Source organism: Corynebacterium sp. EPI-003-04-2554_SCH2473622, from assembly GCF_001665955.1.
GTDB lineage: Bacteria > Actinomycetota > Actinomycetes > Mycobacteriales > Mycobacteriaceae > Corynebacterium > Corynebacterium pseudodiphtheriticum.
The window spans coordinates 1-14,465 of record NZ_LZMN01000042.1; the positions used below are offsets into that span (position 1 = coordinate 1).

Below are 14,465 nucleotides of genomic sequence, written 5' to 3' on the forward strand. Positions count from 1 at the left end.
TCGTCGACGTCAGATCGAACATGACAACCATGCTGAAGAGGCTGAAATGCTGCGTCGCCTCAATGAGGCCAATCGCGAGGCTGACCGTCGCAAAGGCCACTTAGACTAAGGCAAAAGACACTTAGACCAAGTGAGCGCACAATCTGGCCTCGAAAGCTAGATGCGACGCCTTAATCAAGTAGCAAAGGCTCGGTATTGGATAAACCAGTACCGAGCCTTTGGCATTTCAAGGTGTAATCTTCTGGCCGCTAGGAGATCATTGGCTACGTAGGCCCAAGTCGATTTCTGGTTCCTGCCTATCATCGAGCACATCTAGAGTAGGTCCGTTGTCTAAGTGGGCCCCGATTAAGGATTCATGATCGTTTCTGTCCCGGCTTAGTTTTAGCGTTGAGCTTTCCCAGCCCTGTGGTTTATGAGCGGGAATTTAGCAACCACCTGGTTCCTGTGTTTGATTTCACATATGACTAGTTTTTTCAGTCTCTGCTCGACTCCTAGGCGCTTGCGCTTCCACTGTAACGGGCATCCTTCCCTATGAAACGCCAGGCAAGAGACGGTTTCTTGGGTGCTGTAGTGATCTTCATAGTATCGGCGGCTTGCGAACAAGTCGTTGATGTATATCTGACAACAGCAAGATAACGGGTAGATAACGGAAGTAATCACAGGCCTTGATTCGACAACGTTTGTTGTCATTTCGTAACCTATTTGAGACATTGCGTCGCACCAGTTGCATGAGTTCAGGCGGACTCGGTCGGTACGGGGCAAACTACGAAAACTGTAGTGCATACTCAATCTGATTTGGAGAAGATTTCGTGGCTAAACACCGTAAGCAGAATGTGTCCACCAAGCGCCGCGTCGCTGCAGCCTCCGCTGCTGTTGTTGGTTCGACGATGATGGCCCCGGGCATGGCGTCCGCAGCCCAATTCACAATTCCAAACACAAACTTCACCGTTGACGTTCCTGGCGTGGAAAACATCCCTGGGGCGGATCAACTACTCGGTAGCTCCCAGGCGCCCGCACCTCATGCAAACCCAGTACAGGTGGCTCACGCTCCCTTGGTATCGAAGGGACAGCAGATCGTAGATGCCGCTCGTTCAGCAATCGGCAGCCCTTACGCATGGGGAGCGGCAGGGCCAGGCTCTTTTGATTGCTCTGGTTTGACGAGTTGGGCTTACCAGCAGGCTGGCGTGAATATCCCGCGCACGTCACAAGCTCAGGCAGCTGGCGGTACGCGTGTGTCGCTCGACGCCTTGCAACCAGGCGATATTATTGCCTACTACGGCGGTGCATCTCACGTCGGAATCTACACTGGTCATGGCACTATCATTGACGCCCTAAACGCCGGTAGCCCTGTCGGTGAGCGCCCACTGCATTTCCAGCCAATCCATTCTGCAGTCCGTTTTTAGCTTTTTTGGGGCAGGACTAGCCAATTCACTGTGTAGGGCGCTAGTATTGCCGTTGGTCTACTCGCTTCATCCAGAAAGTCATTTCCACGCATGTCTTCCGCCGCTTTTCGGTCGCGCCAGCGCTTCCTAGCTATCGTCACCTCCAGCGCACTTGTTTTTGGTGCGATTGGTGTCAACCCCTCCATTGCCTCGGCAGATGATGTTGAGATCGCTACTCAGCAGATTCAAGAGTCTGGCTTTGAGCTGTCCCGTAAACACGAAGAGCTGAAGAATATCGAGGAGAAGCTGAATAAACGCGCCCAGAACGTTGCGCATCTCGACGTCCTCAGCACTGATGCCAACCAGAAGGCTGCTAACGCAGCTGAAGCACGCGCGCAGCTGCAAGCCACCGTGGACCAATTAGCGAAAGCTCAGTACACCGGAACGGGCTTGGATAAAGCCGCCTCTGTCATGTCGTCGGGAAGCCCACAGGAGCTTATCGACCGGCAATCGTTCATGGGGGCGCTTTCTCGTGATGCCGAGGCTGATATCGCCCGTCTACAGCAGGAGGTCCGCGAGTCCGCTCGTGCAGCCAGCAAGGCGAATGCGTCGTTGCAAGAGGCGATCTTCCACAAAACCGATTTGGAAATTCAGCGCACTAAACTGCAGGAAGAACGTGACGCACTTGAGGCAAAAATCGGCGACCTTGAAGCCCGCGTCGAAGCGCTAAGCGATGAGGAGCGCATTTCTTTGGCAGGCGGTGCTCCTGCGGACTTTGCTAAAATCGGCGATGCCTTGCTTAGCGCAGCGGGTTCAGGCGCTTCCGGTGCGGCCTTAACTCGGCTGGGTATGCCTTATAACTGGGGGGCTGCGGGGCCAGATTCCTTCGACTGCTCGGGTCTTATGCACTGGGCTTATCAGCAGCAAGGGAAGAGCATCCCTCGCACTTCACAAGCGCAGCTAGCCGGTGGCACTCCGGTTTCCCTGAATGCTTTGCAGCCCGGAGATATTATTGGTTATTACCCTGGCACCACTCACGTAGGTATGTACATCGGTGATGGCAAAGTAGTCCATGCTTCGACCTATGGCGTGCCCGTGCAGGTTGTCCCTTATGATTCGATGCCTATCACTGGTGCTTCTCGGTATTAAATAGCCGCCTACCCACGGAACCCAACCCGCGTCTCAATACGAGCCGCGGGTTTACTGGTGCCATGCCTAACAACCAAAGCGATATTTAGTTCGGCGACCATAATTCAGGTGGCGGTAAAGCATTTCGGAACGCACCGTAGCATAGGCGAGTGGATGGAGTATAGTAACTACGTTATGTCTATTGCCCCTAATGCCTTGACGATCGGTGTGGATATTGGCGGCACCAATATGCGTGCGGCTGTCGTTGACGCGCACGGTGAAATCCTCGATCGTGCAGCCACACTCACACCAAACAGTGAAGACGTTCTGGTCGACAAATTGGTCGCACTTGTCAACACTCTTCGGGACCGTCATGAAATTGCAGCTGTCGGACTGGCAGTCGCGGGCTTTTTGGACCCTGACTGCACTACCGTTCGCTTCGCACCGCATTTGCCTTGGCGCGATGCCCCTGTTCGAGAGATCATGACTGATCGTTTGCAACTTCCCGTGCGCTTAGAACACGATGCCAATTCTGCAGCATGGGGAGAGTACGTTTTCGGCCAAGCACGGGAAGCTGGAACCTGGGTGTATTTTTCGGTAGGTACCGGTATCGGGGCAACAATTATGCACCGCGGAGAAATCTTCCGTGGTTCTTTTGGTATGGCGCCAGAATTCGGTCACGTTACGGTAGTGCCTGGTGGTAGGCAATGCTCATGTGGAAAACGGGGATGTCTGGAGCGTTATGCGTCCGGTACGGCATTGGCGGACACAGTCCTGGAACTTGCTGACGACTGCCCGGAGTATCGCAGAAGTCCTTTGCTGCATACCGCGTCAACAGGCGAAGAGATCATGAACGCCGCGCGTGATGGTGATGCGCTTGGGCAGGCGGTGGTTGGTGAGTTTGCACGTTGGCTTGGGATCGGCCTGTCGTTCGTTGCGGATGTCATTGACCCGGAATTAATTGTCCTCGGAGGTGGGGTAGTTGGTAATCACGATTTATTTTTGCCAGCTGCAGACCGGGTGCTCAGACAATCAATGGTGGCTGCGACACATCGGCCACACCCAGAGGTTTCTGTCGCGAAACTAGGTTCTGCGGCAGGTATGGTCGGAGTTGCACATTTATCGCGTTATGCTGAGAATTTTCCTAATTAGGCGTCTCCATAAATCAAGCTAGGAAGGCTGGTTAAGGGCTGTGGCACACGTAGAAACCAAGAGCATGAACAACGGCTGGTACCACTTTTTCAAATACGTTTTGATTGGCCCATGGTTACGGTTGTGGAATCGCCCTTTTACGGAAGGTTTAGGCAATGTTCCGGAGCAAGGGGCTGCGATGGTCGTCTCGAATCACCAAGCGGTGATGGATTCATTCTATTTGCCCTTGGTTTGCTCTCGACAATTTACATTTCCGGCGAAAAAAGAGTACTTCACAGGTAAAGGAATTGTCGGTTCTCTGCAGCGTTTCTTTTTCACCTCTGTCGGCCAGGTCCCTATTGACCGTAAGGCGAAAGACGCGGGTGGAGCGCTCGTAGACACTGCAAAGAGCGTCTTTGCAAGGGGAGATCTACTAGGTATTTACCCAGAAGGTACCCGTAGTCCTGATGGCCGGGTGTACCGGGGCCGCACTGGCATGGCACGCATTGCTATGGAAACTGACGTGCCTGTTATCCCTGTCGCGATGATTAATGTCGCCAAAGCGAACCCCATCGGTACCTGGATTCCGCGCCCAGTTAAGGTCGGAGTTCGCTTTGGCACACCTGTTTCTCCCCACGAATGGGCGCGGAACCGTGGCTTAGACCCGAAAGAACACCAAACGATGCGTGATTTTACGGACTTCATCATGCATGAGCTTGCGGAATTAACCGGAGTTGAATACGTCGATCATTATGCCTCTGAGGTGAAAGAGTCGCTAGCTGCCGGAAATGGATACCCGGAAGGTGCCGAGCCAAACCAGACATAATTGCAGGAGTATCGTGGCGCAGCAAAGACTCAAGTGGCCCGATATCGCCCGGGGTGTATCGATTCTAGGCGTGATCATTCTGCACGTATCGCTGGCAGTTCCTGAGGCACGTGATACCTGGCTTTCTCAAGCAAATGAATTTCTGGATCCACTGCGCATGCCGCTATTCTTTTTAGTCAGCGGGTTGTTCTCGGCGAAAGTATTCCGGTTTAGTTTTCAACAACTTTTCACGCGTAGACTGTGGTTTCTCCTGGTCCCTTATATCTTTTGGGTGCCACTCGAACTAGCGGCATACCAGGTCGTACTCGTTAATGATTATGGCGCGGAGTGGCCACCTGCACAATACTTTCTCAAACAGGTAATCACAGGTTCAACTTTGATCTGGTTTTTGTACGCGTTGGTGCTTTTTAACATCGCTTTGTGGGCACTTCGCGCATTGCCAGGCTGGGTAGCAGTTCTAGTGTCTTTCATCGTGCCGGTGTTATTGCTTCCGTTTCACGAGCACTGGCATATGATCGCTAAGTCGGTTATATATCTGCCGGTATTCGTTTTTGCCGCATATTTTGCATCCTCCATCCACCGCTTTACCGCTCATGCGAAGCGCATTCCGGTGGTAATCAGTGCTCTGGTGGCTTATTTGCTTGGTTATGCCGGGGCACAGTTGTGGGAAAGCGTACGCGGTGAACAGGCTTACTGGAGTGGTCCGGGGTCTATTGAGTTTGGACCTTTTGAGTTGGATTTGTTCTTCCGCATTATCCAGCATGCGTTTTCTTTGCCTGCCGCGATAGTGTTGTCGGTATTACTGACCTATCTTCCGCGAGTCAGCACCGTGTTATTAAAACTTGGTCGGAATACTCTGCCACTGTATATCGGCCACCACTTCGGCATCATGGCGCTGTTTCACTATCAGCGCTTGTGGGTGGTGGATGTCGAATTGGAAGATATCACCCGCTTTGGCCGTTTTCCGTTTGAAAACTCCCTGTTCTGGGCATTTTGCGGTCTGCTCGGTGCTTTAGCTACGGGTGCGGTGCTGAAATATCTCACACGCGCCAAATTTTTGCGGTGGTTGTTATACCCGCCCCCGTTGTCAGCCCTAGGTAGGCGCGAGTAAGATCAGTGCCGAATGCGCAGGACGCTAAGCAGAAAGAAGCTTTTCGTGGATAAACTCACCATTTTTCGACTGGTTGCGGTCACTGCCAGTATCGTTGGCTACGTCGTTTTAGCATCGATTGGTGTAGACGCCACCATCGTCGGTCCCATCTCGGTGGTGTTGATTCTCCTGCTGTTGTTCGTTCCGCTACGCCGCCGTTGACTAGGCTGCCGTCGATATTGATTTAGGAAGAAGCAAGCATTTCGTGCGCTATTTTTATGACACCGAATTCATCGAAGACGGCACCACCATTCAGCTGGTCTCGATCGGCATTGTCTCAGAACGCGGTGAAGAATACTATGCCGTGTCTACAGATTTTGAACCGCAACGTGCAAATTCTTGGGTGCGTAAAAATGTTCTGAGTAAGTTGCCACCCCGCAACGCCAGTGTCTGGAAAACCAATTCGCAGATTCGTCGGGAGGTCCTTCAATTCCTTACCGCGGAGGGGCGCCCAGACCTTTGGGCGTGGGTCGGTGCGTATGACCATGTGGTGCTTGTGCAGTTATGGGGTGATATGAGTGGATTACCACAAGCAATTCCGAGGTTTACCCATGAGCTGAAACAGTTGTGGGAAATGGTCGGAAGGCCGAAATTACCGGATGTGCCGAAAGGTAACCATGACGCGCTTGTCGACGCCCGGCACAACCTGGAAAAATTCAAGGTTTGCCAAAAACTGGCCCGTTTAGACCGGGATAATCGAGGGCAAAGAATGCTATCTTAGCTCTCTTCAATTACTTCTGCTTTAATGGAAGTGTGAGTTGGACAGTAGATATCCCCAAAGACGCGCTACCTGATCTTCCACCGCTTCCGGATGGCATCCGTGAGCGGTTTGAAGATGTCATTGCTCGTCCAGCCTTTCAGCAGCCCACGTGGGACCGTGCGCAAGCCGATAACGTACGCAAAATTTTGGAATCGGTCCCACCGATTGTTCTGCCACCAGAGGTTTACAACCTGAAGTCGCAGTTGGCTCAGGTTGCTAACGGCGAAGCTTTCTTACTGCAGGGTGGAGACTGTGCGGAATCGTTTGAAACCAATACCGAACCGCATATCCGGGGCAATATCAAGACTTTGCTGCAAATGGCAGTGGTGCTGACTTATGGGGCCTCGACGCCCGTCGTCAAGCTTGCTCGTATAGCCGGCCAGTACGCCAAACCGCGTTCATCAGATCGAGACGGCAATGGTCTGCTGAATTATCGCGGTGACATCGTGAATGGCGTCGAGCCGACCGAAGAAGCTCGTAGGCACGACCCGGCTCGTATGATTCGCGCTTATGCTAACTCCTCAGCCGCGATGAACCTCGTTCGTTCACTTACTTCATCGGGGACCGCCGATCTGCACCGATTGAATGAATGGAACCGTAAGTTTGTCGCCACGTCTTCCGCCGGGGCACGTTACCAGGCTTTGGCAAACGAGATTTCGCGTGGTCTGCGTTTCATGGATGCGTGCGGCGTCAATGACAGTGTGCTGAAGACCGCCGATATCTACTGTTCGCACGAGGCTCTGCTTGTTGACTATGAACGTGGCATGCTGCGTTTGGGGCAAGACGAAAATGGCGAAACCAAGCTGTACGATTTATCGGCGCATCAGGTTTGGATCGGTGAGCGCACACGTGGCTTGGACGATTTCCACGTTAATTTCTGCTCGCTGATTGCGAACCCAGTGGGAATCAAGATCGGCCCATCGGTTACCCCAGAAGAGGCACTAGCTTATGCCGAGAAACTGGATCCGAATAAGGAACCAGGTCGGCTGACTTTCGTCGCACGCATGGGGCATGACAAGATTCGCAGCGTTTTGCCGGGTGTGATTAAGGCAGTGGAGGAAGCTGGGCACAAGGTTGTTTGGCAGTCGGATCCGATGCATGGCAACACATTTACTTCTTCCAATGGCTATAAGACCCGCCATTTCGACAAAATCATTGACGAAGTGCAGGGATTTTTCGAAGTACACCGCGCGCTGGGGACTCATCCGGGCGGTATTCACATTGAGCTGACCGGCGAAGATGTCACCGAGTGTCTCGGTGGTGCAGAGGATATTACGGATGTCGATTTGCCTGGACGTTATGAATCAAAGGTTGATCCACGTCTGAATACGCAACAGTCTTTAGAGCTGGCGTTTCTGGTCGCTGAAATGCTTCGTAATTAGTACAAGCCGATCCCAACCAACATTAGATCTGGTTGGGATGTCTCCCTGCGTGCGTGCTGTAGGAGCGCGCCGTGGTGACACTGCTGCCGTGCTCCGTATTCGGCAGCTAAAAGCAGGAATGTGTGCATTCGAGCCTCCATGGCGGAGCACAGCGCACCACGCGGACCGTCAGAGCCATAATTGCGGCATATAACCGTAGCCACCCGAACCAAACCACCAGCTGGCTACAGCGACGGCTCCGGTTGCCAAAGCCATCAAGAAAACCACCAGAAACAGCTTTACTCGAGAGCGGTTGCTGAGCGGTTTTTCCTTTGGTGCAGGGCTTGCCGACGCAGGTGGTTGCATCGCCGGGGCTGCGGGCGGTCTTGGCCCAGTAACTGGTGCAATAGGTGCTGAAGGCGCTGCTGGTGTAGGCAGTGCGATTGCTGGTTCAACGGCTCCCGGGTTAGCGGATGCAGACGGAATGGCGATGTCGGCGGAGTCAGCAATGGTGCCGTCGGCAAGCGTTTCCGGTGCTTCTTCGCGCTCGGAATCGCTAGCTGCCGGTGCCCCGGAAGCTTCGTCCATCACAGGTAAATGGGCAGTAGCTTCGGGGAGCGGAGATTCTGCGAATGGTGCTAGTACCGCAGCCCGATGCGCGGCAGCATTCTCGGGCACGGGCACGGCGATGTGCGGCAGTAGGAGCTCACTGGCGACGTCGTCCAGAGCATCCAAAAATTCTTGTGCATCGCGGAAGCGCTCGTCGGGATTGCGGGTGGTTGCCGAGGCTACCAATGCATCAAATAGCGGCGGGATACCATCGATCAGATCTGATGGCGCTGGAACATCATTATGCAGGCGAGCGAGAGCCCGGCCGAGGGAAGTTTCCCCCTCAAAGGGAACCTTGCCGGTTAATAGCTCAAACAATACGATTCCGGCGGAGTACACGTCGGTTGCCGGTGTGATGCGGCCACCGTCGACCTGTTCTGGGGAAATATACGAGACAGTGCCGACGATTTGGTTGGAGGTTTTCTGTGGGTTGTTCATCGCCCGCACCAAACCAAAATCGGCGAGTTTGATGCCACCATCAGCGTCGATAAGCACGTTGTGGGGCTTGATATCACGATGCACCAAGCCTTTGTCGTGCGCCACCACCAGGCCCTGCAACACGGAGCGCAGCAAAACCGTGGCGGTGGCCGGATCCAAGGGGCCAGTTTCTGCTAAGAGCTCACCTAAAGTACCGCCGGTTATCAGCTCTGTGATTAAGAAGATGTGTTCGCCCGCGGAAGAAAAATCATAAACGCCCAGGATATTGGGATGGCGCAGTTGTGCCATTGCGCGAGCTTCGCGGGTGAAACGGTCCCTGGAAATAGGATCGTCGAGGTAATCGCCATCCATGACTTTTGCTGCGACTGCGCGCCCAAGCCGGAGGTCTAGACAGCGGTAGACGGTGGACATGCCGCCACGAGCAATCGTGCGGTCTATGCGGTAGCGGTCCTCAAGTACCTCACCTGGTTCCAGCCTTGTCATGGTTTCCAGTATGACTGATGAGCCGGAATAAGTGTGTACAGGGCGCGGGAAAATCTTGTCAGTGAAACTCTTAACTGAAACTCTTAGCTGAAATTCTTAGCTACGCGCTTCGATCGTCGGCCTGGGTAGTAGAGTGGTGGCGTGTTGGATAATGAAGAACAGTTGAGTGAAAGAGCACTAGCCCAGTTGCTTGCCGACGATGAGCTGCTAACGCTACCGCAGGTTGCAGAAAAACTCGGGCTGCGCATCACGCGTGTGCATGACTTATTGTCTGCAAAGCAGATCATCGCGGTAGAGCTCGAAGGCCACCGCTATGTCCCAGCAGCCTTTTTTAATGACAAGGGCGCGATCAGCAAACACGTCTCTGGCGTGATTACCGTGCTTGCCGACGGAGGGTTTAGTAACAGCGAGATTTTCGCACACCTGTTTACCGCTGATGAGACTCTGCCGGGCCGTCCGATTGACGCGCTGCACGGGCACCTGGCGCGGGAGGTTATTCGCCGCGCGCAGGCTCTAGCGTTTTAACACTGTGCTCGGGTTTTCTGGGGTGCGTTTTCGTTAGCGCTTGCCCCGCCGGGGGTATTACCAGGATAGTTAACTCGGGTTCCGAGTGGGAATACCAGGATGGTCAGTGCCCAGGCAACAGCGCCCGTCGCCAATACCCATACCAGGTTGTAAAATTGGTGGTTTCCCCCTGCTGCAAAGCCGAGCGCGATAAACACCGAACCGCCCGTCGCTAGTTTCCATACCCACATTGGCGGGCGCCCCACCCCAACTAACGAGATGAGTGAGGCGTAGTACCAGGGCAGGGTGACTGAGTTCGCGACAAACGCGACGGAGTACGCCGCGGCAATTCCATGTACAGTGGCTCGTTGTGTTTTTCGGAATACCAACCAGGTAACCGCCAACCCAGCCAGCATGAGCACTGAGCCAACTGTTCGAGTTAGTGCCAAAACTTGGTTATAGGTGAGGTCGATATCGGCGAGCCCCAAAACCCCACTGACGAGCACGTCGGTTACCAACGTTGGCAATGCCAAAGGGTTTACCACCTTCGAATTGCCGGTTATCTCTGTCAGCCAGCCCCAGGAAGAGCCAGACGCTAGCGTGACCGCTGCAATCACTAGGATCGTTTCTACAACCGCACTGATACCCAGCACCAGCAAAGCCACCTGGCGCCGCCACACTGGATCGTGCAGCGCGGTGTAGTGACGCAGCATCATCCAAACAACGAATGGCAGCGCGATTCCCGCCGTTGCTTTTAGCGACACTGCGACCGCGATCAGGGCAATCCCAGAAACAAAGCGTTTGCGCAGAGACATCAGCAGGCCCAGTGAAACCAGGCCGACCATCACCGATTCGTTGTGCATGCCCCCAATCAGATGCAAAATCAACACCGGGTTCGCGACACTAATCCATAGCGCAAGTTCGGGGTTGCCACCCAGGTACTGAGCGATCCGCGGTACCGCATAGATGATGCCGGCGAAACCCAACACCGATAGCAACTTGTAAACAACGATGCCCGCTGTGACGTTATCGCCCACGAGACCAGTAATGATTTCCCCTGTCCATAAATGCAGCGGCCCATACGGGGTAGTGGTATTGCGCCAGTCATGGGAAACCTCCAGCAAATACGGTCCTGGGTTGACTGCCGCACCGTCGTTGTAAGGGTCGAAGCCATCGCGAAGCATCGCGCCCTGCATTAAATAGGAATACACATCCCGTGATGCCAGCGGCCCTGCGAATAATAGAGGCGCGGCCCAAACCACAATGTGCTTGCCGACGGAACTTCCGGTTTGTGAAAGATCACTCTTCTGCTTTTCGACGAGCTGACGCCCCAGAAGCGCCCAGGCTGTTACCAGCAAGAATAGCGCTATCCAGTAGATTACGCTTGCGAGTCCGCGTGCGTGGCCGAAGCTGAGAAAACTCAACCCGAGGTCATGTAATATTCCGCCGCGGTTTCGGACAGCACCCGCACCGAAGGACGAGAGAGTCAGTAGCACAGTTGCGGCTAGTCCGAGCCATAACGGGCGAGGGGCGTGCAGTTGAACCGTCATCAGCTATGACGCCTCGTGGCTTTGAGCGCAAGTGCTTCCAGACTGTTCCGCACGCCGTCGGCAAGGGGTACCGCATGGAGGTGTGCTAACCCAGACTCATACAGATTGTCGATGGTGCTTTCTATTTCTTCAACTGCACCAGACTTGGTGATTATTTCTCGCATGTGATTGATCTCGTCTGGGTCGGCAGTATTACCCAGCAGCTTCCGAAGATCGGCCGCTGCTGATTGATCATGTTTATCAGTGCGGGTGAGCGTAAGGGCGATAAGCTCGGTGCGTTTGCCTTCGCGGAGGTCGTCGCCAGCGGGTTTGCCTGTGATCGCCGGATCGCCGAAGACTCCGAGTAGATCGTCGCGCAACTGGAAAGCGATACCAATATCGCGTCCATATCCGCGGAAAGCTGAAATGAGTTCCTCGGAACCGCCACCGATAGCTGCCCCCAAATGCAGTGGACGCTCAATTGTATAGGCGGCAGTTTTGAAGCGGTTTACATTGGCGGCCAAAGCGCGGGATTCGTCGGCATGAGCTTCGATGGAAATATCAAGCATCTGTCCACCGATGACTTCTTGGCGCATATGGTGCCAAGGTTTTTGCGATCGTAGTAAAGCGTGCGTGCTGATTCCTGATTCGTGGAACATATCATCGGCCCAAGCCAATGCCATATCGCCCAGCAAAATCGCGACGGAAGTCCCGAAATGCTGCCCGTCGCCGAGCAAGTCCTGCACTTGGTGGCGTTGTGCGACCTGCCGGTGTACAGCAGGCTTGCCGCGTCGGGTTTCTGAAGCATCGAGAATGTCGTCGTGTATCAGAGCGCAGGCTTGGATGAGTTCCAAAGAGGCAGCGGCCCGAATGACGGCAGCATGATCTTCGAGGGAGGTTGATTCTGCGGTGGCCCCACAAAAACCTGCCCACAAGTAGAGCGGGCGGATGCGCTTGCCACCTTCGAGGACGAAGCGTTCCAGGTATTCGGCGGCTTCCGTCACGGGGGTGCCAATACTGCTGAGCTCACTACGTCGAGAAGCAAAAAATTCTTCTAGTGCACGCTGTACGGCGCCGGGAAGTTCCTCGAGGGGTAGCAATGGCTCGTTGTGATCACGCAATTCGAATGCCACGGAAAAGTCCTTGCATGGGTGGTTGGGAAGCTTGTAGTACCTGTGAGCCTACTGGGTTTCGGTTCCAGGTAGCGGTAGTGGGGCTGCCAAAATCGCATAATCGCGACGATCGCCAGGGTAGTGGACGTGCCTGGCGACATCGCGGAACCCTAAGGAACGGTACAGACCAAAAGCACGATTGGCTTCACCAGCAACTTCGGGGGTGGAAAGCAATAAATAATCAGCAGGCAGGTTCCATGCCAGTTGGGTGAGCAGATGCTTGCCGACGCCGTGTCCTTGCATCTGTGGCAAGACATGCAGTTCAGCCAGTTCTATATAGCTGGCGAGTTTTTCGTGGTGTTCGTCAGTGGTTCCGGCCTGTTCTAGAAAAGCGCGTAAATGGTTGTCCCACCAATATCCGCGGTGTCCCAAAAAACCGTACGCAACCCCAATGATTGTGTCTCCGAAGATTGCAATGATGGCACTGAAACCTGGATGAAAAATATCGCGTCGCCAGGAGCTTATTCGACTGCTGGCGATGTTCGCTGGGTAGTCCATAGCGCGCAAGTAGATGTTCACTAAATCGGGCACCAAAAGAGAAAATTCCTGTGGCGATAGGCGTCGGTATTTAATCTTCATGCAGGTCACCGTCATTCTTTCGAACTAATTTTCGTTTAATCTGGGGTGGGTGTGAGTTTCTGGGCGTAGTTTCAAATTCCACACGCTGAATGCAGTGCTAAAAGCGGCGAGAGCGCAAAGCGATGGCAGTCCGCAAAGTTGCTGTGGGGCAGTGGGGTAATTGGATAAACGAGACAATCGGAAACGAAACAATCGGAAACGAAAACGAGGTAGATGATGACGTCACAGGTTATTTCTGCAACAACTAAATTTAACCACACGGCTGATGTCTCGCGTGTACGTCATCAGAAGTTGTTGGATAGTGCTGTGTTGCTTGTAGAGCAGGCACGTGAACAATTCCGTGCAGGGGAAGATGTGCGCGCTCTTGAGCTTGCTTATATGGCTGGTTTGCGTCTGGCTGGAGCTCGGGTGGCGCTTTCTCCCGTGGAGCGCAAGAGGCGTAAACCATCTAGTGCTTGGGGTCAGTTGACGCTTGTTGATGCTGAGGCCGAGCGTTGGGCGCAGCGGTTTCAGCAATTTTCTGGAATCCGCCGAGATATAGACCTCGGTCAGGCAGTGGAGGTTTCCCAATTGCAGGTCATTTCTCTAATAAAACTAGTTTCGGAATTTTTGGCTGAAGTGTCTTCTGTTGCTCTGGTTGCGCGCAGTGCGGCTTAACTGCTCGCGCAGCGCGGCTTAACTGTTTCTGAGGGCTTACGTCTAGGGCGACTTGTTTGTTGGGCGAAGACAAAAGTAGAAATTCCGGGAACAATAGCGATACTCTGGGCGTTGATTAGATAGAAAACAAGTGAGAATTGTCCATGCGTGCTGTTGGCAGGCCGTGTGGGATGCCAATTGCCCCACCAGGAGGAATCACCGTGTCGCTGTCTGAGCAAGAGCAGCAAGCACTCCGTCAGATTGAGGAGTCGCTGCTTGCTGAAGACCCTAAGTTTGGCTCTTCAGTTTCCGAAGATGACTCGTCCTTCACTGGTTTTGGTGAAGGTGGGGGAATCACCTTGCGTGGAGTCGCACTAGCAGTAGTTGGGTTGGTGGCGGTTATCGGTGGCGCCGCGGCTGCGCAATTCAGTCTTTGGTATATCGCTATCAGCATTGTCGGTTTCTTGGTTATGTTTGGCGCCGGTGTTTGGATGCTCCGGGGTGATGGAAATTCCAGTGGTCAGCTTTCGTCGGCTTCGCTTACGAACACTGTTTCCTCGCCCTCTGCACGCGGGAAATCTTCTAATGCTTTCAAGTCCTCTCGTGGTAACGATGGCAAGCGCACATTGGGGGACAAGATGGAGGAGCGATTCCGCTCACGCTTCGATGAGAATTAGTCCTGGGGGCGTTCGCCCGTAAATAGCTCTATTAACCCCATGGTGGTCCTTGTGATCACCATGGGGTTTCTTGCATTGTGCATCCCCCACTTTGCCCCAC

Annotated in this window: 15 protein-coding genes; 11 read left to right on the top strand and 4 right to left on the bottom strand. The window is 53.9% G+C overall.

The features are described from left to right. Window positions 1-809 precede the first annotated feature (809 nt). The 8 genes from A5774_RS04780 (at window position 810) to A5774_RS04810 (ending at window position 7,759) form a co-directional block, all read left to right on the top strand. On the top strand, window positions 810-1,403 hold the full coding sequence (locus A5774_RS04780; protein WP_023019209.1) for a C40 family peptidase: 594 nt from the start codon (window positions 810-812) through the stop codon (window positions 1,401-1,403). Between the two features lie 90 nt (window positions 1,404-1,493). Beyond that, window positions 1,494-2,531, top strand: a complete 1,038-nt coding sequence (locus A5774_RS04785) for an NlpC/P60 family protein (RefSeq protein WP_064833622.1) — start codon at window positions 1,494-1,496, stop codon at window positions 2,529-2,531. 174 nt (window positions 2,532-2,705) lie between these two features. Further along, window positions 2,706-3,662 (top strand): ROK family protein, encoded by a 957-nt coding sequence (locus A5774_RS04790; protein ID WP_021353818.1) that lies wholly within the window; start codon window positions 2,706-2,708, stop codon window positions 3,660-3,662. A gap of 64 nt (window positions 3,663-3,726) precedes the next feature. Further along, window positions 3,727-4,467, top strand: a complete 741-nt coding sequence (locus A5774_RS04795) for a 1-acyl-sn-glycerol-3-phosphate acyltransferase (RefSeq protein WP_027018317.1) — start codon at window positions 3,727-3,729, stop codon at window positions 4,465-4,467. After that, the gene (locus A5774_RS04800) at window positions 4,445-5,578 is read left to right on the top strand and encodes an acyltransferase family protein (protein WP_197490257.1); all 1,134 of its coding nucleotides are present in this window, start codon (window positions 4,445-4,447) and stop codon (window positions 5,576-5,578) included. Before A5774_RS04795 ends, A5774_RS04800 begins: the two co-directional genes overlap by 23 nt. A gap of 45 nt (window positions 5,579-5,623) precedes the next feature. Beyond that, window positions 5,624-5,779: a hypothetical protein gene (locus A5774_RS11235; protein ID WP_021353821.1), complete on the top strand. Its 156-nt coding sequence runs from the start codon at window positions 5,624-5,626 to the stop codon at window positions 5,777-5,779. 43 nt (window positions 5,780-5,822) lie between these two features. After that, window positions 5,823-6,338, top strand: coding sequence for a polyadenylate-specific 3'-exoribonuclease AS (locus tag A5774_RS04805; protein WP_021353822.1), 516 nt, complete (start codon window positions 5,823-5,825; stop codon window positions 6,336-6,338). A gap of 32 nt (window positions 6,339-6,370) precedes the next feature. After that, complete coding sequence (locus A5774_RS04810) at window positions 6,371-7,759, top strand: class II 3-deoxy-7-phosphoheptulonate synthase (protein WP_021353823.1); 1,389 nt, start codon at window positions 6,371-6,373, stop codon at window positions 7,757-7,759. A 168-nt stretch (window positions 7,760-7,927) separates the two neighbouring features. Here the strand turns inward: A5774_RS04810 and A5774_RS04815 are convergent, their stop codons facing one another. Next, the gene (locus tag A5774_RS04815) at window positions 7,928-9,268 is read right to left on the bottom strand and encodes a protein kinase (protein ID WP_064833624.1); all 1,341 of its coding nucleotides are present in this window, start codon (window positions 9,266-9,268) and stop codon (window positions 7,928-7,930) included. A 141-nt stretch (window positions 9,269-9,409) separates the two neighbouring features. On the opposite strand from A5774_RS04815, the gene A5774_RS04820 reads away from it, so the two are divergent. After that, entirely contained in the window at window positions 9,410-9,793 is a 384-nt protein-coding gene (locus A5774_RS04820) for an Rv2175c family DNA-binding protein (RefSeq protein WP_021353825.1), read from the top strand. On the opposite strand, the gene A5774_RS04825 is transcribed toward A5774_RS04820, so the two are convergent. Genes A5774_RS04825 through A5774_RS04835 form a run of 3 tightly spaced genes read right to left on the bottom strand, consistent with a single transcriptional unit; the run spans window position 9,790 to window position 13,052 of the window. After that, window positions 9,790-11,322, bottom strand: coding sequence for an alpha-(1->6)-mannopyranosyltransferase A (locus tag A5774_RS04825; RefSeq protein WP_064833626.1), 1,533 nt, complete (start codon window positions 11,320-11,322; stop codon window positions 9,790-9,792). The two genes, A5774_RS04820 and A5774_RS04825, sit on opposite strands and share 4 nt — an antisense overlap. Beyond that, on the bottom strand, window positions 11,322-12,434 hold the full coding sequence (locus tag A5774_RS04830; protein ID WP_082936109.1) for a polyprenyl synthetase family protein: 1,113 nt from the start codon (window positions 12,432-12,434) through the stop codon (window positions 11,322-11,324). Before A5774_RS04830 ends, A5774_RS04825 begins: the two co-directional genes overlap by 1 nt. A 48-nt stretch (window positions 12,435-12,482) precedes the next feature. Continuing rightward, entirely contained in the window at window positions 12,483-13,052 is a 570-nt protein-coding gene (locus A5774_RS04835; RefSeq protein WP_064833628.1) for a GNAT family N-acetyltransferase, read from the bottom strand. 216 nt (window positions 13,053-13,268) lie between these two features. Here A5774_RS04835 and A5774_RS04840 point away from each other — a divergent pair, with 216 nt between their 5' ends. Continuing rightward, window positions 13,269-13,709: an SAV_6107 family HEPN domain-containing protein gene (locus tag A5774_RS04840; protein WP_231892345.1), complete on the top strand. Its 441-nt coding sequence runs from the start codon at window positions 13,269-13,271 to the stop codon at window positions 13,707-13,709. A 200-nt stretch (window positions 13,710-13,909) separates the two neighbouring features. Continuing rightward, window positions 13,910-14,365 carry a DUF3040 domain-containing protein gene (locus A5774_RS04845; protein WP_024272908.1) on the top strand — a complete coding sequence of 152 codons (456 nt, stop codon included), beginning with the start codon at window positions 13,910-13,912 and terminating at the stop codon, window positions 14,363-14,365. Window positions 14,366-14,465 lie beyond the last annotated feature (100 nt).